Genomic DNA, 23,284 nt, shown 5'->3' on the forward strand with positions numbered 1-23,284 from the left:
GGGAGATTTTGAAAGTGGTGCTGATACCCAGAGTCGAACTGGGGACCTCACCCTTACCAAGGGTGCGCTCTACCAACTGAGCCATATCAGCACGGCTTGGAGCGGGCAGCGGGAATCGAACCCGCATCATCAGCTTGGAAGGCTGAGGTAATAGCCATTATACGATGCCCGCATCCTGGAACTCGGCTACCTGTTCTGTCTGTAGCTTGTGAACAACTCAGAAAAAGCTTTCTTCGTTGCTCTAGTCAACACGCGTTTGCCTGATGACCCTGACTGTGCTTGAGCTCAGTCTGAAATCGTGATGAACAACCTTGTGGTGGTTGCCATCTTTCCGGTCGAGAGGTTTATTTCTCTGCCGGTTTCAACTCCTGACTGCTGAGTCAAAATGGTGGTGGGGGAAGGATTCGAACCTTCGAAGTCGATGACGGCAGATTTACAGTCTGCTCCCTTTGGCCGCTCGGGAACCCCACCTGGGGTACTTTGTTACTTGATGGTGCCGGCTACCGGAATCGAACTGGTGACCTACTGATTACAAGTCAGTTGCTCTACCAACTGAGCTAAGCCGGCATCAAGTGGTGCGCATTCTAGGAAGACCTGAGGCATGATGCAACAAAAATATTGCGATAATTGTTCTTATGCTCACTATTTGTGCAACTCTTCGCAAATTAGCGCTTTTACATACAATCTTCGTTCAAAGAAGCATCAACCCTCTGCGTTTTTACAGGGTGCGCTAATGTGCACGCTGTCCGCGTCTTACTATGTAATATCACTCGTATGCACAAAAAACAGACGAAAAGGTTATGTTTCTGTCCTGGACGTGTCCATGGGAAAGAAACATCTATAAACAACAGTTAAAAATATCATTAATGCGGGTGCGGTTACGTTTGCATTGGCTAACTATCATTTTTCCTTCTTTTTCATGCCCGTCTGGTGGTAACCTCCGACCATTGTTTTCGAAATTTCCCTTAGTATCTAAGCCTGACAACAACCGGAACCTGTTGACACAGAATGGCTAGCCTATTGAAGGGCAAAAAATTGCTGGCAGAAGCACGCATATGAGCAAAAAAGACGCCTTGTTAACCACACCTTATCTGCATTTTAACCGGACCCAATGGGCCGCGCTGCGTGATTCGGTACCCATGACGCTTTCTGAAGACGAAATTGCCCGTCTGGAGGGAATTAACGACGATCTCTCAATGGAAGAGGTGGCAGAGATTTATCTGCCGTTATCTCGTCTGCTGAATTTCTATATCAGCTCTAATTTACGACGTCAGGCCGTTCTGGAGCAGTTTCTCGGCACCAATGGTCAAAAGATTCCGTATATCATCAGCATCGCAGGCAGCGTAGCCGTTGGGAAAAGCACTACAGCGCGCGTATTGCAGGCGCTATTGAGTCGCTGGCCTGAACATCGTAAGGTTGAACTCATCACGACTGACGGCTTCCTGCACCCTAATGCGGTGCTGAAAGAACGTGGGCTGATGAAGAAAAAGGGCTTCCCGCTCTCCTACGACATGCATCGTCTGGTTAACTTCGTTTCAGACCTGAAGTCTGGCGCAGCTCAGGTGACCGCGCCTGTCTATTCACATCTGATTTATGACGTCATTCCAGATGGAGATAAAGTTGTTCAGCAACCGGATATCCTGATTCTGGAGGGACTGAATGTTCTGCAGAGTGGAATGGACTATCCTCACGATCCTCATCATGTTTTCGTATCAGACTTCGTGGATTTTTCCATCTATGTCGACGCCCCGGAAGAGTTACTGGAGCGCTGGTATATTAATCGTTTTCTGAAATTCCGTCAGGGTGCATTCACTGATCCGGACTCCTACTTCCATCACTATGCTCAACTGCCTGAAGAAGAGGCTGTAGGGATTGCAACCCAACTGTGGAAGGAGATTAACTATATGAATTTGAAAGAGAATATTATGCCAACGCGAGAGCGTGCAAGTCTCATTATGACCAAGAGCAGCGATCATGCCGTTGACCTTGTCAGACTAAGAAAGTAACAAGAAAAGGGGCCCTGCCCCTTTCTGTTAATTCTGCGGTCGTAACGAAATCTCCCCGCCTACCCAGGATTTTCTCACGCCACCCTGTTCCAGAATTAACCCGCCCTGTGGGTCTATTCCCCTGGCAATGCCGGTGATCTCTCGATCGCCAATCAACAGTTTCACCGGACGGTCGATAAAGTTGTCTAACCGCGCCCATCGTTCAATAAAGGGCGCCAGACCATCCTGTTCAAACTGCGCAAGTGCCGTTCTCATCTTATTCACGATCAGGGCTGAAAGCGCGTTGCGATCAACCGTTACATCAGCCTCCTGGAGGTTAATCCAGCCCTGATTGATCACCTCGGCTCCTGTGGCACGCATCGCAAGATTTATTCCTGCCCCGATCACGATCTGCGCAGCATCACCGGCTTTCCCGGTCAGTTCAACGAGAATGCCTGCAAGTTTTCGATCATCAAGATAGATGTCGTTTGGCCATTTCACTCTGATCCCGGGGGCACCCTGCGCCTGAAGTGCCTCAGCCAGGACGATGCCGATCACCAGACTGAGCCCCATGGCAGCAGCAGGACCCTGCTCGAGACGCCAGTACATCGAAAGATAGAGGTTTGCACCAAAGGGGGAAAACCACTGACGCCCACGTCTTCCGCGCCCTGCCTGCTGATACTCCGCAACGCAGGCATCCCCTGACTGCAGACTGTCCATGCGATCGAGCAAATACTGATTCGTGGAGTCAATAACCGGGATAACCGCCAGCCTTCCTGCCTCCAGCCGTGCATTAATAGCCTCTTCATTCAGCAACTGCATAGGTGAAGCGAGGCTGTATCCTTTCCCGGTCACAGTAAAAACATCGATTCCCCATTCTTTCAACGTCTGAACATGCTTATTAATCGCTGCCCTGCTCATTCCCAGATGCTCACCCAGATGTTCACCTGAATGAAATTCACCATCTGCCAGAATACTGACCAGTTTCAGAGGTACGGTGTTATCTTTCATGCAATCACCTCAACGGCGTCAGTTTCACCCTGCGCCGCAATAAAGCGCACTTCCGGCTCCAGCCAGACCGTAAATTTCTCTGCTACGCGCTGGCGAACGATACGGGCGAGCTCCACAATATCCTGCCCGCTGGCATTCTCTGCGTTAATCAGCACCAGAGCCTGCTGCTGGTGAACCGCTGCACCACCATGACGGAAGCCTTTCAAAGAGCATTGATCGATTAACCAGCCAGCGGCCAGCTTCACTTCACCCTTTTCCTGTGGGTAGTGAGGAATATCAGGGTAACGCGCCTTGAGATAGGCAGCAGTTTCAGCGCTGACCAGCGGGTTTTTGAAGAAGCTCCCCGCATTTCCCGTCACTTCGGGATCAGGGAGTTTACTGCGGCGCATCGCGCAGACCGCATCGAACACCTGTCGGGGAGTGACCGTTAACGGATCCAGGTTTTTCAGGTCGCCGTAGCTGAGGACTGGCGTCCAGTTTTTTTGCAGATACAGGCCTACTGCGACTATCGCATAACCCTCACGATAGTGATGCTTGAAGATACTGTCCCGATAGCCAAACTGGCATTCTGCGGCCGTCAGGCGCTGGACGGTGCCATCGCAAAGGCGGACAACGTCGACATAGTGACACACCTGTTCCAGTTCAACGCCATAGGCACCTATATTTTGAATGGGTGCCGAACCTGTGCATCCCGGGATTAAAGCAAGATTTTCCAGCCCTGCCAGATTCTGTTCCAGCAGCGTTTCAACCAGCTGATGCCAGTTTTCTCCCGCCCCTACATGTACCAGCCAGGCATCTTCCGCCTCTTCAACGCTGATACCTTTAATGCGATTAATGATCACCTGCCCTGCAAAATCCTCGAGAAACAGCACGTTACTGCCTTCACCCAGCAATAATACGGGCTCTTTCTGGCGAGCACTTTCCTGCCAGCACTGGCAAAGATCCTCTATGGTTTTCACCACGCTAATGTGGCGTGCTCGGGCGTCGAGACTGAAGGTATTCCAGGATTTTAACGATTCTTGCTGGCGGGACATAATACGGCCTTCACAGAGTAAACTGTCAGCTAGTGTACCCGATTAGCCGCAGTGCGTTGAGGGTTTTCTGGGCGAAGCTCGCGACCTGAATCGGCGCTGAAACGCCAAAAACTGCTGATTTCACACTGAGTTTAAATTGTAACAACACGCATCGGATGGACGGGCGGTCTTTCGGAAGGACTTTAAGTCAGGAGGGAGAGATCGATGGGGAATTATCCCCGCTAAACGCAAAAAACCCCGGCCTTTCGGTCGGGGTTATTGCTTTATTTGATGCCTGGCAGTTCCCTACTCTCGCATGGGGAGACCCCACACTACCATCGGCGCTACGGCGTTTCACTTCTGAGTTCGGCATGGGGTCAGGTGGGACCACCGCGCTAAAGCCGCCAGGCAAATTCTTTGTGCTCTGTCCTGTGTCTTTTGTGCTCTGACGGCGTTGCCTGCGCTCGTAAGCTCAGTCACATACTTCTGTATGCTCCTTCTCTCACTTCACTGGCCGCCTTGTCACAGCGCAAAATCCTTCGGACTCAATTCCGGGAACAGGCTGAAAATTGTTTTGCGTCTCTCGAACGCCACGCCAGAACGCTTCTGGCGTTGTAAGGTTAAGCCTCACGGGTCATTAGTACCGGTTAGCTCAACGCATCGCTGCGCTTACACACCCGGCCTATCAACGTCGTAGTCTTCAACGTCCCTTCAGGGGGCTCAGGGCCCCAGGGAGAATTCATCTCGAGGCAAGTTTCGCGCTTAGATGCTTTCAGCGCTTATCTTTTCCGCACTTAGCTACCGGGCAATGCCATTGGCATGACAACCCGAACACCAGCGGTGCGTTCACTCCGGTCCTCTCGTACTAGGAGCAACCCCTCTCAATTCTCCAGCGCCCACGGCAGATAGGGACCGAACTGTCTCACGACGTTCTAAACCCAGCTCGCGTACCACTTTAAACGGCGAACAGCCGTACCCTTGGGACCTACTTCAGCCCCAGGATGTGATGAGCCGACATCGAGGTGCCAAACACCGCCGTCGATATGAACTCTTGGGCGGTATCAGCCTGTTATCCCCGGAGTACCTTTTATCCGTTGAGCGATGGCCCTTCCATTCAGAACCACCGGATCACTATGACCTGCTTTCGCACCTGCTCGAGCCGTCACTCTCGCAGTCAAGCTAGCTTATGCCATTGCACTAACCTCACGATGTCCGACCGTGATTAGCTAACCTTCGTGCTCCTCCGTTACTCTTTAGGAGGAGACCGCCCCAGTCAAACTACCCACCAGACACTGTCCCCACGCCGGATTACGGCGCCAGGTTAGAACATCAAACGTTAAAGGGTGGTATTTCAAGGTTGGCTCCACGCAGACTGGCGTCCACGCTTCAAAGCCTCCCACCTATCCTACACATCAAGGCTCAATGTTCAGTGTCAAGCTGTAGTAAAGGTTCACGGGGTCTTTCCGTCTTGCCGCGGGTACACTGCATCTTCACAGCGAGTTCAATTTCACTGAGTCTCGGGTGGAGACAGCCTGGCCATCATTACGCCATTCGTGCAGGTCGGAACTTACCCGACAAGGAATTTCGCTACCTTAGGACCGTTATAGTTACGGCCGCCGTTTACCGGGGCTTCGATCAAGAGCTTCTCCTTGCGGATAACCCCATCAATTAACCTTCCGGCACCGGGCAGGCGTCACACCGTATACGTCCACTTTCGTGTTTGCACAGTGCTGTGTTTTTAATAAACAGTTGCAGCCAGCTGGTATCTTCGACTGCCTTCAGCTCCGTCCGCGAGGGACTTCACCTGGTGGCAGCGTGCCTTCTCCCGAAGTTACGGCACCATTTTGCCTAGTTCCTTCACCCGAGTTCTCTCAAGCGCCTTGGTATTCTCTACCTGACCACCTGTGTCGGTTTGGGGTACGATTCGATGTTACCTGATGCTTAGAGGCTTTTCCTGGAAGCAGGGCATTTGTTACTTCAGCACCGTAGTGCCTCGTCATCACGCCTCAGCCTTATAGAGTTCCGGATTTGCCTGGAACTCAAGCCTACACGCTTAAACCGGGACAACCGTCGCCCGGCTAACATAGCCTTCTCCGTCCCCCTTCGCAGTAACACCGAGTACAGGAATATTAACCTGTTTCCCATCGACTACGCCTTTCGGCCTCGCCTTAGGGGTCGACTCACCCTGCCCCGATTAACGTTGGACAGGAACCCTTGGTCTTCCGGCGAGCGGGCTTTTCACCCGCTTTATCGTTACTTATGTCAGCATTCGCACTTCTGATACCTCCAGCAGACCTCACAGTCCACCTTCGACGGCTTACAGAACGCTCCCCTACCCAACAACACTTACGTATCGCTGCCGCAGCTTCGGTGCATGGTTTAGCCCCGTTACATCTTCCGCGCAGGCCGACTCGACCAGTGAGCTATTACGCTTTCTTTAAATGATGGCTGCTTCTAAGCCAACATCCTGGCTGTCTGTGCCTTCCCACATCGTTTCCCACTTAACCATGACTTTGGGACCTTAGCTGGCGGTCTGGGTTGTTTCCCTCTTCACGACGGACGTTAGCACCCGCCGTGTGTCTCCCGTGATAACATTCTTCGGTATTCGCAGTTTGCATCGGGTTGGTAAGCCGGGATGGCCCCCTAGCCGAAACAGTGCTCTACCCCCGAAGATGAGTTCACGAGGCGCTACCTAAATAGCTTTCGGGGAGAACCAGCTATCTCCCGGTTTGATTGGCCTTTCACCCCCAGCCACAAGTCATCCGCTAATTTTTCAACATTAGTCGGTTCGGTCCTCCAGTTAGTGTTACCCAACCTTCAACCTGCCCATGGCTAGATCACCGGGTTTCGGGTCTATACCCTGCAACTTAACGCCCAGTTAAGACTCGGTTTCCCTTCGGCTCCCCTATACGGTTAACCTTGCTACAGAATATAAGTCGCTGACCCATTATACAAAAGGTACGCAGTCACCTAACAAGTAGGCTCCCACTGCTTGTACGTACACGGTTTCAGGTTCTGTTTCACTCCCCTCGCCGGGGTTCTTTTCGCCTTTCCCTCACGGTACTGGTTCACTATCGGTCAGTCAGGAGTATTTAGCCTTGGAGGATGGTCCCCCCATATTCAGACAGGATGTCACGTGTCCCGCCCTACTCATCGAACTCACAGCAAGTGCATTTTTGTGTACGGGAGTATCACCCTGTACCCTGCGACTTTCCAGACGCTTCCACTAATGCACAAACTGATTCAGGTTCTGGGCTGTTCCCCGTTCGCTCGCCGCTACTGGGGGAATCTCGGTTGATTTCTTTTCCTCGGGGTACTTAGATGTTTCAGTTCCCCCGGTTCGCCTCATGCCACTATGTATTCATGACATGATAGTGTGACGTATCACACTGGGTTTCCCCATTCGGGTATCGTCGGTTATTGCGGTTCATATCACCTTACCGACGCTTATCGCAGATTAGCACGCCCTTCATCGCCTCTGACTGCCTAGGCATCCACCGTGTACGCTTAGTCGCTTAACCTCACAACCCACAAGCGTCCCATACGGAACACGTGTTGTCGTTGCGAGCATTTGAGAGACTCGAACATATCGTAGATTTCATTCTTATTACGGAGAATGAAAACGACATGTCGTTTCAATTTTCAGCTTGTTCCGGATTGTTAAAGAGCATAATACTTCGCAGCATACTGTTAGCCAGTACACTCTGAAGTATTTTATTAGAAAAACAGTATGGTGGAGCTAAGCGGGATCGAACCGCTGACCTCCTGCGTGCAAGGCAGGCGCTCTCCCAGCTGAGCTATAGCCCCATACAGTCTTACAGAAACCTTTTACTACCACTCGAGAGGAGTCACATTTTTCTTTATAACTGAAAAATGCATTTTCTTTTCAGGCAAGGCATGCGGGAGGGAAGTTTACTTTGGTAAACGACCGAGCGCATAACGCAGCATGAGAAGAAAATTGGTAGGCCTGAGTGGACTTGAACCACCGACCTCACCCTTATCAGGGGTGCGCTCTAACCACCTGAGCTACAAGCCTGTAGAGGTTTTTCTGCTCGTTACTTTTTTATCAGACAATCTGTGTGGACACTACGCGGGAAGGTATCTTCAGGTAAGGAGGTGATCCAACCGCAGGTTCCCCTACGGTTACCTTGTTACGACTTCACCCCAGTCATGAATCACAAAGTGGTAAGCGCCCTCCCGAAGGTTAAGCTACCTACTTCTTTTGCAACCCACTCCCATGGTGTGACGGGCGGTGTGTACAAGGCCCGGGAACGTATTCACCGTAGCATTCTGATCTACGATTACTAGCGATTCCGACTTCACGGAGTCGAGTTGCAGACTCCGATCCGGACTACGACGCACTTTATGAGGTCCGCTTGCTCTCGCGAGGTCGCTTCTCTTTGTATGCGCCATTGTAGCACGTGTGTAGCCCTGGCCGTAAGGGCCATGATGACTTGACGTCATCCCCACCTTCCTCCGGTTTATCACCGGCAGTCTCCTTTGAGTTCCCACCATTACGTGCTGGCAACAAAGGATAAGGGTTGCGCTCGTTGCGGGACTTAACCCAACATTTCACAACACGAGCTGACGACAGCCATGCAGCACCTGTCTCACGGTTCCCGAAGGCACTAAGGCATCTCTGCCGAATTCCGTGGATGTCAAGGCCAGGTAAGGTTCTTCGCGTTGCATCGAATTAAACCACATGCTCCACCGCTTGTGCGGGCCCCCGTCAATTCATTTGAGTTTTAACCTTGCGGCCGTACTCCCCAGGCGGTCGACTTAACGCGTTAGCTCCGGAAGCCACGCCTCAAGGGCACAACCTCCAAGTCGACATCGTTTACGGCGTGGACTACCAGGGTATCTAATCCTGTTTGCTCCCCACGCTTTCGCACCTGAGCGTCAGTCTTTGTCCAGGGGGCCGCCTTCGCCACCGGTATTCCTCCAGATCTCTACGCATTTCACCGCTACACCTGGAATTCTACCCCCCTCTACAAGACTCTAGCCTGCCAGTTTCGAATGCAGTTCCCAGGTTGAGCCCGGGGATTTCACATCCGACTTGACAGACCGCCTGCGTGCGCTTTACGCCCAGTAATTCCGATTAACGCTTGCACCCTCCGTATTACCGCGGCTGCTGGCACGGAGTTAGCCGGTGCTTCTTCTGCGGGTAACGTCAATCGACGAAGTTATTAACTTCATCGCCTTCCTCCCCACTGAAAGTACTTTACAACCCGAAGGCCTTCTTCATACACGCGGCATGGCTGCATCAGGCTTGCGCCCATTGTGCAATATTCCCCACTGCTGCCTCCCGTAGGAGTCTGGACCGTGTCTCAGTTCCAGTGTGGCTGGTCATCCTCTCAGACCAGCTAGGGATCGTCGCCTAGGTGAGCCATTACCCCACCTACTAGCTAATCCCATCTGGGCACATCCGATGGTGTGAGGCCCGAAGGTCCCCCACTTTGGTCCGAAGACGTTATGCGGTATTAGCTACCGTTTCCAGTAGTTATCCCCCTCCATCGGGCAGTTTCCCAGACATTACTCACCCGTCCGCCACTCGTCACCCGAGAGCAAGCTCTCTGTGCTACCGTTCGACTTGCATGTGTTAGGCCTGCCGCCAGCGTTCAATCTGAGCCATGATCAAACTCTTCAATTAAAAGTTCGATTTGCTGCAACAAGTGCAGCGATGCTCAAGTGTAAAACGTCATAATGAATTTCATTATGTGTTCACTCTTAAGACTTGATATTTTTTGTCACCCGGAGGTGACTGATATCAATCCTGCGAGTGCCCACACAGATTGTCTGATAAATTGTTAAAGAGCGTTGCGAACAGTGCCGGAGCTTCCTGCCGCGAGGTGGCGTATATTACGCTTTCCTCCTTCGGAGTCAACTTCTTTTTGAGAAGTTTTTCCGGCGGTTCAGATACTTCCTGAACCTCCTGAGCCGCTGACCTGTAAGCCGTTGTGCCGTCTCAGTGGTTGCGCATTATAGGGAGTTCTGGACGGGTGACAAGGGTTTATTGCAAAAAAATGACTGAGCGCGTTATTTTTCAGCGAAGCGTCTTTTTTTACGACAACTTGCCTGGTAAATCAGCAAATTCATGGGCAAAACGGGTCACCTGCTGCCAGTCTGTGTACTCCACTTCTTTACTGGTGTCCGTCTCACCCTTTGTCATGCGCATAATCAGTTTGATCATGAATTTGTCAAAGAAACCATAACGAGGATAGCGCAGCGCACCGGCGAATACGGCGCAGCAGTCAGGCTCCCAGGGAGACTGCAAAAGAAACTTACGCGTATACGCATTGGTCTGCGGCGTACGCTTCTCAGGTTTACGTGCGGTCAGGTTAACAGAGTAGAAGCCACTGACGCGCTGCTGCAACGCCGTAAGGTGTGTTTTGACAAATTTCGCTACCACTGGCTGAAAGTGCCCATAACGAATAGAGGCACCGATGAGCACCCGATCGTACTGTGACCAGTCAATCTCCTTAACCAGCTGGATATCGAATACATCGCACACCCGCGTCTCCTTCAGCTGGTTAGCGATATAGAACGCAATTTCACGGGTCTGGCCATCACGGCTGGAAAAAAGGATTAACGCTTTCATTGTTCTACTCTCACTCATTCACGCCAGAAAGTTGGCGTGAACAGAACTAATAAGGTGAAGACTTCTAGACGCCCGAACAGCATCGTCAAAATCAGTATCCATTTGGCAGTATCATTCATTGACGTAAAGTTGTCTGCGACCACCCCAAGTCCCGGCCCGAGATTGTTGAGCGTTGCTGCGACTGCTGCAAAAGCGGAGAAGTCGTCCACCCCAGTGGCGATAATCGCCAGCATACTGAGAATAAACACCAGCGCATAGGCGGAAAAGAATCCCCATACCGCTTCAAGAATACGTTCGGGCAAAGCACGGTTGCCCAACTTGATCGTGTAAACCGCATTGGGATGCACCAGTCTCTTCAGCTCACGCGACCCCTGCTTAAATAACAGCAGAATGCGGATGACCTTCAAGCCACCACCGGTTGACCCCGCACAGCCGCCAATAAACGCCGAGCAAAGCAATAATACCGGCAGGAAGAGAGGCCAGCGGGCAATACTGTCCGTCGTAAATCCTGCTGTCGAGGCCATCGAGACCACCTGGAAGAAGGCCTGATTAAGCGTTTCCATTCCAGTCTTATAAACATTATGGAACCACAAAACCAGCGTACAGATGATCACCAGGGTAATCTGTACGCCAATAAACATGCGAAACTCAGGATCACGCCAGTAGACACGCAGACTGCGTCCACTCAGTAGTGAAAAGTGCAGGCCGTAATTACAGCCGGAAATCAGCAGGAAAATCGCGATAATGGTATTGATCGTCGGACTGTTGAAATAGCCAATGCTGGCGTCATGGGTGGAAAAACCGCCAATCGCGATAGTCGAGAAACTATGGCCAATCGCATCAAACATCGGCATTCCTGCCATCCATAGCGCAAGCGCACAAGCGACGGTCAGCAATACATAGATTAACCACAGCGTTTTCGCTGTTTCCGCAATGCGTGGCCGCATCTTATTATCTTTAAGCGGTCCGGGCATTTCAGCACGGTATAGCTGCATCCCGCCGACGCCAAGAATCGGTAAAATCGCTACTGCGAGCACGATGATCCCCATGCCCCCGAGCCATTGCAGCATCTGACGGTAAAACAAAATCGCCTTTGGCAATGAGTCCAGCCCTACCAGCGTGGTCGCTCCGGTCGTTGTCAGGCCAGAGAAGGACTCAAAGAACGCATCCGTAATGGACAAGTTAGGCTGCTCAGCAAAGATAAATGGCATCGCCCCAACGCTGCCCAGCACCGTCCAGAACAAGACGACAATCAGAAAACCTTCCCTTGGCTTCAGTTCACTTTTCTTCTTACGATTCGGCCACCACAACAAGGTGCCGATCATCAGTGCCATGAAAAACGTCTGAGTGAATGCACGCCCTGCCCCATCGCGGTAAATCAATGCCACCAGCCCGGGCACGATCATGGTGCCTGAGAACAAGATGACCAGTAAACCCACTATGCGGGTGATGGCGCGAAAATGCATTCTGCCGTTCCTTTCCTGACATGAAGTGTTATTTGAGCGAGGCTAATTGCAAAGTGCCCCGGCTAAAGTCTGACAGATTTTGTCTGAACCCGGCCACCTGCGCATGAGGTAAAGCAAGGTGAAGCGTTATATTCTGCAAAAAATCCGTATTGAGTACCTGGCCGTCGAAACGGGCCACCATGCGTTCAATATCCCCTAACTGAGCATAATCACAAACGAGACTGAAATGCAGCATAGGAACTTTAATCTTGCGGGGGAGTAAACGCAGCGCCTGCTGCACCCCACCCCCGTAAGCTTTGACCAGCCCGCCGGTACCCAGTTGGATACCCCCATAATAGCGCACGACAACCGCCGTTATTTCGCCAATGTTGTTACCCATCAGCTGCGCCAGCATCGGTTTACCGGCCGTACCCGAAGGTTCACCGTCGTCAGAGAACCCAAGCTGCTGAGAATCATCCGGGGCTCCAGCGACGAAAGCCCAGCAGTGATGCCGGGCTGTGGGGTGCTGTTGTTTCATCTGCTGAACGAAGCCCCGCGCCGCCTCCACGCCCTCGGTATGTGTAAGCAGCGTAATAAAACGACTTTTTTTAATCTCTTCGGTGAAGCTGAAGAGTTCAGCAGGAATATCGTAAGCGTCCATCAGGCCAGATGCAGATCGCGTGTCATATTTTCCACACCATTGGTCTGTATCACCACATTATCTTCAATTCGAATCCCGCCGTAAGGCTTCAGTGCATCAATTTTCGCCCAGTCAAAGTGCTGGCTGAACTTACCAGAACGCCAGGGTGCCAGCAAAGAGTCGATGAAATAGATGCCCGGTTCAATGGTCAGCACCATGCCCGGCTCTAACATCCGGGTACAGCGCAGATACGGATACTGCGTGGGAGCAGCCAGATGGGTTCCCCGATCATCCTGCATAAAGCCTGCGACATCGTGAACCTGAAGCCCCAACGGATGGCCGAGCCCGTGTGGCATAAACGGCCCGGTCAGATCCTCTTTGATCATCGCTTCCGCACTCATTCCCTGCACCAGCTGATGCTTCAGCAGCAGGCTGGCAATACGATAGTGCATCTGCTGATGATACTCGGTATAGCGGACACCCGCTTTCAGGGTGGCGATTAACGCCAGCTCTTCGGCGTTCATATCGTGGATAAGCTGCGCATATTCACTTTTATCACTGGCCGCATAGGTACGGGTCAGGTCGGCAGCATAGCCATTGTATTCAGCGCCCGCATCAATCAGGAAGCTACGGCGCTGCTCGGGAGGCTGTTGGTCAAGCCGGGTGTAGTGCAACACCGCCGCATGTTCATTAAGGGCAACGATATTACCGTAGGGGACATCCGTATCCCGGTGGCCGGTGGCACTGAGATAAGCAACATTAATATCGAACTCGCTCATCCCGGACAGAAAGGCTTCCTTCGCGGCACGGTGGCCAGTTACGGCCGTCTTCTGCGCCTGACGCATACAGTAAAGTTCATAACCGGTTTTATAAGCGCGATGGTAATGCAGGAAGTCGATCACGCCCTGCGGGTTAATCGCTTCGGCCTTTAGCCCAAGCTGAGTCGCTCGCGCAGGAACCGGGCCGATATACGCAACGTTTTGCCGCTGCGCTGGGAGCTGCTGTGCAATATCATCGGCGTTTTTCAGTGGGATAATGTCGATTTCACCGGTCCAGAAGCTGTGTGGCAACGGCTCGACGTTATGCCAGTAATCAACCGGTGAATAGAACCAGAGCTTAGGTTTATTCACGCCGTCGATCCACAGCCAGCAGTTCGGAACCTGAGTCACCGGCACCCAGGCTTTAAACTGCGGGTTTACCTTAAACGGGTAAGTGTGATCGTCGAGAAATACCGTCAGTAATTCCCCGGAATGAATCAGCATGGCATCAAGATTGTGCCGGGCCAGCACCTGCTGTGCTCGCTGCTGTAACGTATTCACATGCTGCTGATAAAGCGTAACCAGTGACTCCATTATCCTGCCTCCGATATCACGAAATTGTCGGCATCTTACCACAGCCAGCAGGGGTATGCCGTTTTGCCGCAGTTGTGATCTCGTTTGCAAATCGACAACGTATAGTTTGCAAATAATTAACACGGATTCCACACTCACGATCATCTGGTACGACCAGATCCCCTTTATCGCGGCTCAGGAGACAGACATGCTCTACCAAGGCGAAACCCTTTCCCTCGACTGGCTGGAAGACGGCATTGCCGAGCTGGTATTTGACGCGCCCGGTTCGGTGAACAAGCTGGATACAAAGACGGTGGCCAGCCTCGGTGAAGCCCTCTCCGTGCTGGAACAGCAGCACGGGCTGCGCGGTGTACTGCTCAGTTCACGTAAGCCCGCCTTTATCGTCGGGGCCGATATTACCGAGTTTCTTTCGCTGTTTACCGCCACTGAGGAAAAGCTGACCCAGTGGCTGACCTATGCCAACAGCATCTTCAACCGCCTGGAAGACCTGCCTGTTCCCACCGTTTCTGCCATCAGCGGCTATGCGCTGGGTGGCGGCTGCGAATGCGTACTGGCAACCGATTTTCGTATTGCGACCCCGGATGCCCGCATTGGTCTGCCAGAGACGAAACTCGGCATTATGCCGGGCTTTGGCGGCTCGGTTCGTCTGCCCCGTCTGTTGGGCGCTGACAGCGCACTGGAAATTATCGCTGCCGGTAAGGATATCGATGGCTCTGAGGCGTTGAAAGTTGGGCTGGTCGATGCCGTGGTGGTGGCAGATAAGCTGCAGGCGGCGGCACTATCCGTTTTGAAAGAGGCCATTTCAGGCAAGCAACCGTGGCGCGAGCGCCGCCAGCCTAAGCTGGAACCGTTAAAACTGAGCAAGATTGAAGCGGCCATGAGCTTCACGACAGCCACGGCGATGGTGATGCAGACCGCAGGAAAACACTATCCTGCCCCCGTTACCGCGGTCAAAACCATTGAAGCCGCTGCCCGTCTGGGCCGCGACGAAGCCCTGAAACTGGAAACGGCAGCCTTCGTGCCACTGGCCCGTTCCAGTGTGGCACGGGCGCTTGTGGGTATTTTCCTTAACGATCAGGCCGTCAAAGCCAGCGCAAAAAAACTCACTCGCGATGTGGAAACACCGAAACGGGCCGCCGTGTTGGGTGCCGGTATCATGGGGGGCGGTATCGCCTACCAGTCAGCCTGGAAAGGCGTGCCGGTTATCCTGAAAGACATCAGTGAGCAATCACTGGCACTGGGAATGGGTGAGGCCGCTAAACTGCTTAACAGGCAGCTGACGCGCGGCAGGATTGACGGAATGAAGCTGGCCAGCGTGATTGGCACTATCCAACCCACCCTGCATTACGCTGGCTTTGACCGTGTCGATGTGGTGGTCGAAGCGGTGGTGGAAAATCCACAGATTAAAGCCGCCGTGCTGGCGGAAGCGGAAAGCCACATCCGCCCGGATGCAATCCTGGCCTCGAATACCTCAACCATTCCCATTACCCAGTTAGCGAAGGCATTAACTCGTCCGGAAAATTTCTGCGGGATGCACTTCTTTAACCCCGTGCCGCGTATGCCGCTGGTTGAGGTGATCCGTGGAGAGAAAACCGCCGGCTCCACCATTGCCAAAGTGGTGGCCTGGGCCAGCAAAATGGGGAAAACGCCTATAGTGGTCAACGACTGCCCGGGATTCTTTGTCAATCGCGTGCTGTTCCCCTACTTCGCCGGCTTCAGTCTGCTGCTGCGCGACGGGGCGGACTTCCGTCAGATTGATAAAGTGATGGAAAAGCAGTTTGGCTGGCCAATGGGCCCTTCCTGGCTGCTGGACGTCGTGGGTATTGATACTGCGCATCATGCTCAGCAAGTGATGGCAGAAGGTTACCCAGATCGTATGCAGAAAGCGTACCGTGATGCTGTCGACGTGCTGTTTGACGCTAAACGTTTCGGCCAGAAAAATCAGCAGGGTTTCTGGCGCTGGGAAACCGATGCCAAAGGCAAGGCGAAAAAAGTCGCCGATGCGGAGACCGACCGCCTGCTGGAAGGCGTCTGCCAGCCCAAACGTATCTTCAGTGACGAGGAAATTATCGCCCGTATGATGGTCCCGATGATTAACGAAGTGGTTCGCTGCCTGGAGGAAGAAGTGATCGCCAGTCCGGCAGAGGCCGATATGGCGCTGGTCTATGGACTGGGTTTCCCGCCGTTCCATGGCGGAGCATTCCGCTATCTCGATACGCTCGGGAGCGCGGCATTTGTCGCCATGACCGAACCTTTTACCTCTCTTGGTGCGCTTTATCAGGTACCGGACACGTTACGCGAAAAAGCAGCACAGGGGGGAAGCTGGTATCCCCTGGCAGCACCGCTCGACGATTTATCTCTGAAAACGGCGTGAGGAATAAAAAATGGAAAAAGTTGTCATCGTTGATGCCATCCGTACGCCGATGGGACGATCAAAAGGCGGCGCGTTTCGCCATGTACGGGCGGAAGATCTCTCTGCCCATTTGATGCGCAGCCTGCTGAGCCGTAACCCGGCACTGAATGCCGCAGCCCTGGATGATATTTATTGGGGTTGTGTACAGCAAACGCTGGAGCAGGGCTTCAATATTGCCCGTAACGCCGCACTGCTGGCAGAAATCCCCCACAGCGTGCCTGCCACCACGGTCAACCGCCTGTGCGGCTCGTCGATGCAGGCACTGCACGACGCTGCCCGTGCGATTATGGTGGGTGATGCCCGTTCCTGCCTGATTGGTGGCGTTGAGCATATGGGACACGTCCCGATGAACCACGGCGTGGACTTTCATCCCGGTCTGAGCCGCAGCGTGGCGAAGGCCGCGGGTATGATGGGCCTGACGGCTGAAATGCTGGCGAAAATTCACGGTATCAGTCGGGAAATGCAGGATCAGTTTGCAGCACGCTCGCATCAGCGGGCCTGGGCTGCGACGGAAGCCGGGCATTTTGCCCGCGAGATCGTGCCGGTTTCAGGCCACGATGCTGACGGCGTGTTGAAACGTTATGACACCGATGAGGTAATCCGTCCGGATACGACGGTCGAGAGCCTGGCAGCACTGCGTCCGGCCTTTGATCCGGTCAGGGGGACCGTGACCGCAGGGACAAGTTCTGCCCTGTCCGACGGTGCCGCAGCGATGCTGGTGATGAGTGAGTCACTGGCGCAGGAGCTGGGCCTGAAGCCCCGCGCACGCATTCGTGCCATGGCCGTCGTGGGCTGCGATCCCTCCATTATGGGATATGGACCGGTTCCGGCTTCACAGCTTGCATTAAAACGTGCCGGTCTGACTGTCAGCGATATCGGTATTTTTGAACTGAATGAAGCTTTTGCCGCGCAGACCCTGCCGTGCATTAAAGATCTGGGGCTGATGGAGAAACTTGACGAGAAGGTCAATCTGAATGGGGGGGCGATAGCGCTCGGTCATCCATTAGGATGTTCAGGGGCACGTATCAGTACCACCCTGCTGAATCTGATGGAAAGAAAGGATGCTCAGTTCGGTCTGGCGACTATGTGTATCGGGCTGGGACAGGGGATCGCCACCGTATTTGAACGGGTTTAATACGTTGATCTGGAAGTATTATTGCAAGTGCTTACCGCCTGTCAGGGGCGGTTTTTTTTTGCTGACGAGAAATGCAGGGGCAGCGGGACTGCCCCTGACGGTCAGATAAAGGCAAACGCATCGCCAAACATGCGGGCTTCCTGCGCACCCCGTTCAGCACAAAAGCGCTCACGGGCAATTTTTGCCATCTCGAAACGACCCGCAATATAGATATCGTGATCGGCCAGAGATCCATAATCCTGCATTACGGCGGTCAGAACCGTACCGTTACGACCGGTGAATCCCTCTTCAGGCTGTTCAACGACCGGAATAACACTCAGATTAGGATGTTTAATCGCCAGCGCGTTCAGCTCTTCCAGATCGTACAGATGCTTCAACTCACGCCCGCCCCAGTAGATCGCAATATGCCGATCGGGCTGCTGCGACAGTGCGGTCAGCAGAATCGAGCGCGCGTAGGAAAAGCCGGTGCCGCCAGCAATCAGAACCAGCGGGCGGTCGTTCTCTTCACGCAGCCAGGCATCACCGTGAGGAATATCGACGGTGATCTCGCGCTGCTGCTGAATACGTTCCATCACCGCCATGGCATAGAGGTTCAGTTCAGAGGCCCCGATGTGCAGCTCAATGATATCTTTTTCCATGGGCGTTGAAGCCAGAGAGAACGGACGCTTGTCACGCTCATCCATCACGACCATCAAATATTGACCCGCTTTAAAGCTGAAATCAGCTTCCGGGATCAGTCTTACGCGGTATACGGTATCGGTAATCGCCTCTACTGAGGTCACTTTACAGCTTAAGGTTGTCATGCGTTCCCTCTGTCGGGTCGTCATTATCATTTGACCACCTGCGCGTCAGCGCGCGGGTGTATCACTCAAGATGCCTAACTCATCCCAAATCGCATCAATGCGTGCGGTAACGGCAGGATCCTTACGGATCGGCGTACCCCACTCGCGCTGGGTTTCACCCGGCCATTTATTGGTGGCATCAAGCCCCATTTTTGAACCAAGGCCAGACACCGGCGATGCAAAATCCAGGTAATCAATCGGCGTATTTTCAATCAGCACCGTATCACGTGCCGGATCCATTCGCGTGGTGATCGCCCAGATAACATCGTTCCAGTCGCGTGCATTAATGTCATCATCGCAAACGATAACAAATTTGGTGTACATAAACTGTCGCAGGAACGACCAGACACCCATCATGACGCGTTTAGCGTGCCCGGCATACTGTTTCTTGATGGTCACAACCGCAAGCCGGTAGGAGCATCCTTCCGGTGGCAGATAGAAATCCACGATTTCCGGGAACTGCTTTTGCAGGATCGGCACAAAGACTTCATTCAGCGCGACGCCCAGGACAGCAGGCTCATCCGGTGGACGTCCGGTGAAGGTCGAGTGATAAATCGCATCACGGCGCTGGGTAATATGCGTGATGGTAAACACCGGAAAGCTGTCCACTTCATTATAGTAGCCGGTGTGGTCACCGTAGGGTCCTTCAGGGGCCATTTCACCGGGTTCAATATACCCTTCCAGCACGATTTCCGCGCTGGCGGGCACTTCCAGGTCGTTGGAAACACACTTCACCACTTCCGTTTTAGTCCCGCGCAGCAGACCGGCGAAAGCATATTCAGACAGCGTATCGGGTACCGGTGTCACTGCCGCCAGAATGGTCGCCGGGTCAGCCCCCAGAGCCACAGAGACGGGGAAACGCTCTCCGGGGTGCTGCTGGCACCACTCCTGGAAATCCAGCGCACCGCCACGATGGGAAAGCCAGCGCATGATTAACTTGTTTTTGCCAATCACCTGCTGACGGTAGATCCCCAGGTTCTGTCGTTCTTTCAGCGGTCCACGGGTGACGGTCAGTCCCCAGGTCACCAGGGGGGCGGCATCATCTGGCCAGCATTTCATGACCGGGATGCGGCTCAAATCAACGTCATCACCCTGCCAGATTTGCTCCTGACAGGGGGCACTGCGCAGCCGTTTCGTCGGCATGTTCAGCACCTGCTTCCACTGCGGCATTTTATCGAAGAAGTCGCGGAAACCACGCGGAGGCTCAGGCTCTTTAAGGAATGCCAGCAGACGGCCCACGTCACGCAGTGCTTTAACATCCTCCTGGCCCATCCCCATCGCAACGCGGTCCGGTGTACCAAAGAGATTACACAGAACCGGCATGCTGTAACCTTTTGGGTTCTCAAACAGCAAGGCAGGGCCGCCGGCTCGCAGCGTGCGGTCGGCAATTTCGGTCATTTCCAGATCGGGATCGATCTCTTGTTTGATGCGTTTTAATTCCCCACGCTGTTCAAGCAGAGAAAGGAAGTCGCGTAAGTCGTGGTATTTCATGACTTTCCATCAGTACGGTCAGTGAGATGGCCATTATAGTGCCGATCTCTGCCAGGGGGGTAGTTTTGTTACCAGGTTTAAGCCACAGTAAAACAATCTGCCTGCTGCCAGACAGCGCAGCCGGTGGATCTCAGCCATCAGAGCCGCCGGTTGCTATGACGCAGATTAGGAAGCACTATTTATTCGTATGAAAAGGTTATTACCCGATCCGATAATTACTGCTAATTTGAAGTTATCCCGACAGCGGCCAGATGAATAAGGCGGCAGGTGAAAACGGACGGATACCACCAATCTCGCTATATCTATCTTAGCGATTTTGATATCCTTATCGGCCAGATAATTGGAAAGCGAAGTTATGGAATCCTGGTATTTACTTTACTGCAAACGAGGTCAGCTGCTACGGGCAAAGGAGCATCTTGAGCGCCAGGCCGTGCACTGCCTGAGCCCGATGATTGCTTTAGAGAAAACCGTGCGTGGCAAACGTACCCGGGTGGATGAGCCGTTATTCCCTAATTATCTGTTCATTGAATTCGACCCTGAATCTATTCATACCACGACAATTAGTGCAACGCGTGGCGTCAGCCATTTTGTCCGCTTCGGTAATCAACCCGCCACTGTGCCTTTAGATGTGATTACCGCCCTGCAGAATGATCCCATTAAAGTCGTTACCGATACTGAACTGCCGCAGCCGGGTGATGCCGTGATTATTACGGAAGGGGCGTTTGAAGGACTGAAAGCGATATTTACCGAGCCCGATGGTGAAGCACGATCAATGCTGCTGCTGAATCTGCTCAATAAGCAGGTGGTTCGCAGCGTAGGTAACCGCCAGTTCCAGAAGCTGTAAGCTGTAACGGGAAGCGATCAGGGAGCAATCATGCCCCCTCTGACCTGCTTAAAGGCGAAACAGTTTTCGCGCATTTAATGCCGTTTGTTCTGCCAGTTCGCCGGCATCCTCCCCACGCAACAGCGCCACCTGCTGTACAATATGCGGTAAAAAGCAGGGTTCATTGCGACGTGAAGCCGGGCGTGGATGCATATCTCTTGGCAGCAACCACGGCGCATCGGTTTCCAGCAGCAGCCGCTCTGCCGGAATTAACGGCATCAGCTCCCGTAAGGCCTGTCCCCGCCGCTCATCACATACCCAGCCGGTAATGCCAATGGATAATCCCATTGCCAGACAGGCCTCCAGCTCCTCGCGTGTTCCGGTAAAACAGTGCAGTACAGAGGCAGGCAACTGAGGCAGCCAGGGCGCCAGGATGGCGATAAACCGTTCATGGGCTTCGCGACAGTGCAGGAACACCGGCAGCGACAGCTCGGCCGCCAGGGCCAACTGGGCATTAAAGGCATATTCCTGCTGCTCTGGCGCAGAGAAATTGCGGTTGAAATCGAGTCCACACTCACCGATGGCGACAACCCGATCGTTTTCAGCCAGCCGGCGCAGCGTGGCGGCAGTTTCCCCCGACCACTCGCTGGCATGATGAGGATGAACACCCGCCGTTGACCAGCAATAATCCGGGTGCTGCTGCGCAAGACTGCGGGCCTGCTGACTTTCCAGCGCATTCGTGCCCGTAATTAACATGCCGGTGACACCCGCCTCGCGCGCACGTTTAACCACCTTCTCACGATCTTTTGCGAACTGCGTGCTGGTCAGGTTTACACCAATATCAAACATAGTCTCTTCCATACAGTAACCGCCCTGACGGGCGGTTAATCAATTCAAACTGTTTTGCCGTGGCAGCCGTTCGCGCAACGTTACTCTGATTCTGCGTCCTGCTCTGCATCTTCATCGCGGCGGTTTTTGCCCACGTAGAAACGGGAAACAAACACTCCCACCTCAAACAGGCAATACATCGGAATGGCCAACAGCGTCTGGGAAAAGATATCCGGCGGTGTCAGCAACATGCCAACCACAAAGGCCCCTACCAGCACATACGGGCGTTTCTCACGCAGATCTTCCGGGGTGGTGACCCCCGTCCAGCACAACAGTACGATAGCAATCGGTACTTCAAACGACACGCCAAACGCCATAAATAACGTCATCACAAAATCGAGATAGTTATTAATGTCGGTGGCAATCTGTACCCCCTGTGGCGCCGTCTTGGAAAAGAAACTAAACGCCAGCGGGAAGACAATAAAGTAGGCGAAAGCCATCCCCAGGTAGAATAGGAATGAACTGGAAAACAGCAGTGGCATAACCAGCTTGCGCTCATGACGATACAGCGCAGGGGCGACAAAGGCCCAGACCTGGTAAAGAATGACTGGCACTGACAGGAACAGTGAAACAATGATCGTCAGCTTAATCGGCGTAAAGAACGGAGAGGCCACATCCGTGGCAATCATGCTGGCACCGGCAGGTAACTGTTTGATCAGTGGGGCCGAGACAAGCTGGTAAATATCGTTAGAGAAATACACCAGACACAAAAAAATGGCCAGAACAGCGATGATGCTGTTCAGCAGGCGCTTACGTAGCTCAATCAGATGACTGATAAGCGGTTGGGTATCATCAACAGCCATGTTTATCGTTCATCGCTTGGTTGTCCAGGGGGTACGGATGCACGCGGAGCGGTGGACGCTGGCGGCTCCTGAGGTTCCGGCGGAGGTGTAGAGGCAGACTGGGTGACCGTTACCGGCGCCTGTGCAGGTGCACTGGCCTGGTGGTCCGCCGCCGCAGGGGTCACACCATCGTGCGATTCCTGCGGATCTTTCACTAACGGATTATGGATAGTGTGCGCTTCATCATCGGCTTTTTCATTTTCGCCCAGGTAAGAGCGTTTCATTGAATCGGCCGTCTGCTTCAATTCCTCTACCGAGGCTTTAAGCTCAGGAGAAAGGCTGTCTTTGCTGGCCTGTTCAATTTTCTTCAGGCCATCCTGCAGCTCCTGAATCTTCAGCTCCTGAGCCAGTTCATTCTGAACGCTGGTTGCCAGGGAACGCAGTGCGCGGATCCAGCCCATCACCGTTCTGACTGCGACGGGTAAACGCTGCGGGCCCAGCACCACCAGGCCAATAACGAAGACCAGTACCAGTTCACTAAAGCCTATGTCGAACACGGTTTATACCTTGTCGTTCTTGACGTCTTCTTTCTTTGCTTCTGTATGCTGTTGATCAGCCAGTTTGGCATTAAAGTCAGCATCGTTAGCGTTCGCTTTGTCTTTCTCTTTGTCGTCTTCATCACTCATCGCTTTTTTAAAGCCTTTGATGGACGAACCGAGATCAGACCCCAGGGAACGGAGCTTTTTGGTGCCGAACAGCAGTACAACGAGTACGGCGATGATTAACAAGTGTGGAAGTGTAATGCCACCCATTATTACCTCTGATATCAATAATTGATGCGAGTTTCGAGTATATAACAGCTTATG

Annotated in this window: 16 protein-coding genes, 6 tRNA genes and 3 rRNA genes; 4 read left to right on the forward strand and 21 right to left on the reverse strand. The window is 53.1% G+C overall.

Annotated features, from left to right (window positions below; all coding sequences use genetic code 11):
• Positions 1-15: 15 nt before the first annotated feature.
• From K6L24_RS20130 to K6L24_RS20145, 4 genes are all read right to left on the reverse strand, one after another.
• A tRNA-Thr gene (locus tag K6L24_RS20130) sits at positions 16-91 on the reverse strand.
• 6 nt (positions 92-97) lie between these two features.
• Positions 98-172 (reverse strand) — tRNA-Gly (locus tag K6L24_RS20135).
• Positions 173-386: 214 nt separating this feature from the next.
• Positions 387-471: transfer RNA gene (locus tag K6L24_RS20140), tRNA-Tyr, on the reverse strand.
• A gap of 20 nt (positions 472-491) precedes the next feature.
• Positions 492-567, reverse strand: a tRNA-Thr gene (locus tag K6L24_RS20145).
• A 488-nt stretch (positions 568-1,055) separates the two neighbouring features.
• Between K6L24_RS20145 and coaA the strand changes: the two genes are divergently transcribed.
• Positions 1,056-2,006 carry a type I pantothenate kinase gene (gene coaA / locus K6L24_RS20150; RefSeq protein ID WP_062749625.1) on the forward strand — a complete coding sequence of 317 codons (951 nt, stop codon included), beginning with the start codon at positions 1,056-1,058 and terminating at the stop codon, positions 2,004-2,006.
• Positions 2,007-2,033: 27 nt separating this feature from the next.
• On the opposite strand, the gene birA is transcribed toward coaA, so the two are convergent.
• From birA to pepQ, 11 genes are all read right to left on the reverse strand, one after another.
• Positions 2,034-2,996, reverse strand: a complete 963-nt coding sequence (birA, locus tag K6L24_RS20155) for a bifunctional biotin--[acetyl-CoA-carboxylase] ligase/biotin operon repressor BirA (protein ID WP_222681783.1) — start codon at positions 2,994-2,996, stop codon at positions 2,034-2,036.
• Positions 2,993-4,030, reverse strand: coding sequence for a UDP-N-acetylmuramate dehydrogenase (murB, locus tag K6L24_RS20160; protein WP_062749629.1), 1,038 nt, complete (start codon positions 4,028-4,030; stop codon positions 2,993-2,995). Before murB ends, birA begins: the two co-directional genes overlap by 4 nt.
• A gap of 272 nt (positions 4,031-4,302) precedes the next feature.
• Positions 4,303-4,418, reverse strand: a 5S ribosomal RNA gene (rrf, locus tag K6L24_RS20165).
• 207 nt (positions 4,419-4,625) lie between these two features.
• A 23S ribosomal RNA gene (locus K6L24_RS20170) occupies positions 4,626-7,530 on the reverse strand.
• Positions 7,531-7,740: 210 nt separating this feature from the next.
• Positions 7,741-7,816: transfer RNA gene (locus tag K6L24_RS20175), tRNA-Ala, on the reverse strand.
• Positions 7,817-7,968: 152 nt separating this feature from the next.
• Positions 7,969-8,045 (reverse strand) — tRNA-Ile (locus K6L24_RS20180).
• 73 nt (positions 8,046-8,118) lie between these two features.
• A 16S ribosomal RNA gene (locus tag K6L24_RS20185) occupies positions 8,119-9,659 on the reverse strand.
• Together the 16S, 23S and 5S rRNA genes with 2 tRNA genes alongside form the textbook arrangement of a ribosomal RNA operon.
• A 411-nt stretch (positions 9,660-10,070) precedes the next feature.
• A complete protein-coding gene (gene hemG, locus K6L24_RS20190) occupies positions 10,071-10,607 on the reverse strand; it encodes a menaquinone-dependent protoporphyrinogen IX dehydrogenase (RefSeq protein WP_062748683.1) in 537 nt (178 codons plus the stop codon).
• Positions 10,608-10,621: 14 nt separating this feature from the next.
• Positions 10,622-12,073, reverse strand: a complete 1,452-nt coding sequence (gene trkH / locus K6L24_RS20195) for a Trk system potassium transporter TrkH (RefSeq protein ID WP_062748681.1) — start codon at positions 12,071-12,073, stop codon at positions 10,622-10,624.
• Positions 12,074-12,101: 28 nt separating this feature from the next.
• On the reverse strand, positions 12,102-12,713 hold the full coding sequence (locus tag K6L24_RS20200) for an IMPACT family protein (protein WP_062748679.1): 612 nt from the start codon (positions 12,711-12,713) through the stop codon (positions 12,102-12,104).
• Positions 12,713-14,044, reverse strand: coding sequence for a Xaa-Pro dipeptidase (gene pepQ, locus K6L24_RS20205; protein WP_118664992.1), 1,332 nt, complete (start codon positions 14,042-14,044; stop codon positions 12,713-12,715). The genes K6L24_RS20200 and pepQ overlap by 1 nt, the downstream gene beginning before the upstream one ends.
• Positions 14,045-14,231: 187 nt before the next feature.
• Between pepQ and fadB the strand changes: the two genes are divergently transcribed.
• Both fadB and fadA read left to right on the forward strand, forming a co-directional pair.
• Positions 14,232-16,418, forward strand: a complete 2,187-nt coding sequence (fadB, locus tag K6L24_RS20210; protein WP_222681784.1) for a fatty acid oxidation complex subunit alpha FadB — start codon at positions 14,232-14,234, stop codon at positions 16,416-16,418.
• 10 nt (positions 16,419-16,428) lie between these two features.
• Complete coding sequence (gene fadA / locus K6L24_RS20215) at positions 16,429-17,592, forward strand: acetyl-CoA C-acyltransferase FadA (protein WP_222681785.1); 1,164 nt, start codon at positions 16,429-16,431, stop codon at positions 17,590-17,592.
• Between the two features lie 101 nt (positions 17,593-17,693).
• Here the strand turns inward: fadA and fre are convergent, their stop codons facing one another.
• Together fre and ubiD are read right to left on the reverse strand one after the other, a co-directional pair.
• Positions 17,694-18,395 (reverse strand): NAD(P)H-flavin reductase, encoded by a 702-nt coding sequence (gene fre / locus K6L24_RS20220; RefSeq protein WP_187510494.1) that lies wholly within the window; start codon positions 18,393-18,395, stop codon positions 17,694-17,696.
• Between the two features lie 45 nt (positions 18,396-18,440).
• Positions 18,441-19,925: a 4-hydroxy-3-polyprenylbenzoate decarboxylase gene (gene ubiD / locus K6L24_RS20225; protein ID WP_062748669.1), complete on the reverse strand. Its 1,485-nt coding sequence runs from the start codon at positions 19,923-19,925 to the stop codon at positions 18,441-18,443.
• 355 nt (positions 19,926-20,280) lie between these two features.
• Here ubiD and rfaH point away from each other — a divergent pair, with 355 nt between their 5' ends.
• A complete protein-coding gene (rfaH, locus tag K6L24_RS20230) occupies positions 20,281-20,769 on the forward strand; it encodes a transcription/translation regulatory transformer protein RfaH (RefSeq protein ID WP_062748666.1) in 489 nt (162 codons plus the stop codon).
• Positions 20,770-20,817: 48 nt separating this feature from the next.
• Here the strand turns inward: rfaH and tatD are convergent, their stop codons facing one another.
• From tatD to tatA, 4 genes are all read right to left on the reverse strand, one after another.
• A complete protein-coding gene (gene tatD, locus K6L24_RS20235; protein WP_118664998.1) occupies positions 20,818-21,597 on the reverse strand; it encodes a 3'-5' ssDNA/RNA exonuclease TatD in 780 nt (259 codons plus the stop codon).
• Positions 21,598-21,677: 80 nt separating this feature from the next.
• Positions 21,678-22,439, reverse strand: coding sequence for a Sec-independent protein translocase subunit TatC (gene tatC / locus K6L24_RS20240; protein ID WP_062748661.1), 762 nt, complete (start codon positions 22,437-22,439; stop codon positions 21,678-21,680).
• A 2-nt stretch (positions 22,440-22,441) separates the two neighbouring features.
• Positions 22,442-22,975: a Sec-independent protein translocase protein TatB gene (gene tatB / locus K6L24_RS20245; protein WP_062748659.1), complete on the reverse strand. Its 534-nt coding sequence runs from the start codon at positions 22,973-22,975 to the stop codon at positions 22,442-22,444.
• 3 nt (positions 22,976-22,978) lie between these two features.
• Positions 22,979-23,230 (reverse strand): twin-arginine translocase TatA/TatE family subunit, encoded by a 252-nt coding sequence (gene tatA, locus K6L24_RS20250; protein ID WP_062748656.1) that lies wholly within the window; start codon positions 23,228-23,230, stop codon positions 22,979-22,981.
• Positions 23,231-23,284 lie beyond the last annotated feature (54 nt).

It is taken from the genome of Erwinia persicina (assembly GCF_019844095.1).
GTDB classification, from domain to species: domain Bacteria; phylum Pseudomonadota; class Gammaproteobacteria; order Enterobacterales; family Enterobacteriaceae; genus Erwinia; species Erwinia persicina.

Coding starts and splice junctions, on each gene's coding strand:
- coaA (WP_062749625.1), top strand. CDS start 1,056: ATGAGCAAAAAAGACGCCTTGTTAACCACACCTTATCTGCATTTTAAC.
- birA (WP_222681783.1), bottom strand. CDS start 2,996: ATGAAAGATAACACCGTACCTCTGAAACTGGTCAGTATTCTGGCAGAT.
- murB (WP_062749629.1), bottom strand. CDS start 4,030: ATGTCCCGCCAGCAAGAATCGTTAAAATCCTGGAATACCTTCAGTCTC.
- hemG (WP_062748683.1), bottom strand. CDS start 10,607: ATGAAAGCGTTAATCCTTTTTTCCAGCCGTGATGGCCAGACCCGTGAA.
- trkH (WP_062748681.1), bottom strand. CDS start 12,073: ATGCATTTTCGCGCCATCACCCGCATAGTGGGTTTACTGGTCATCTTG.
- K6L24_RS20200 (WP_062748679.1), bottom strand. CDS start 12,713: ATGGACGCTTACGATATTCCTGCTGAACTCTTCAGCTTCACCGAAGAG.
- pepQ (WP_118664992.1), bottom strand. CDS start 14,044: ATGGAGTCACTGGTTACGCTTTATCAGCAGCATGTGAATACGTTACAG.
- fadB (WP_222681784.1), top strand. CDS start 14,232: ATGCTCTACCAAGGCGAAACCCTTTCCCTCGACTGGCTGGAAGACGGC.
- fadA (WP_222681785.1), top strand. CDS start 16,429: ATGGAAAAAGTTGTCATCGTTGATGCCATCCGTACGCCGATGGGACGA.
- fre (WP_187510494.1), bottom strand. CDS start 18,395: ATGACAACCTTAAGCTGTAAAGTGACCTCAGTAGAGGCGATTACCGAT.
- ubiD (WP_062748669.1), bottom strand. CDS start 19,925: ATGAAATACCACGACTTACGCGACTTCCTTTCTCTGCTTGAACAGCGT.
- rfaH (WP_062748666.1), top strand. CDS start 20,281: ATGGAATCCTGGTATTTACTTTACTGCAAACGAGGTCAGCTGCTACGG.
- tatD (WP_118664998.1), bottom strand. CDS start 21,597: ATGTTTGATATTGGTGTAAACCTGACCAGCACGCAGTTCGCAAAAGAT.
- tatC (WP_062748661.1), bottom strand. CDS start 22,439: ATGGCTGTTGATGATACCCAACCGCTTATCAGTCATCTGATTGAGCTA.
- tatA (WP_062748656.1), bottom strand. CDS start 23,230: ATGGGTGGCATTACACTTCCACACTTGTTAATCATCGCCGTACTCGTT.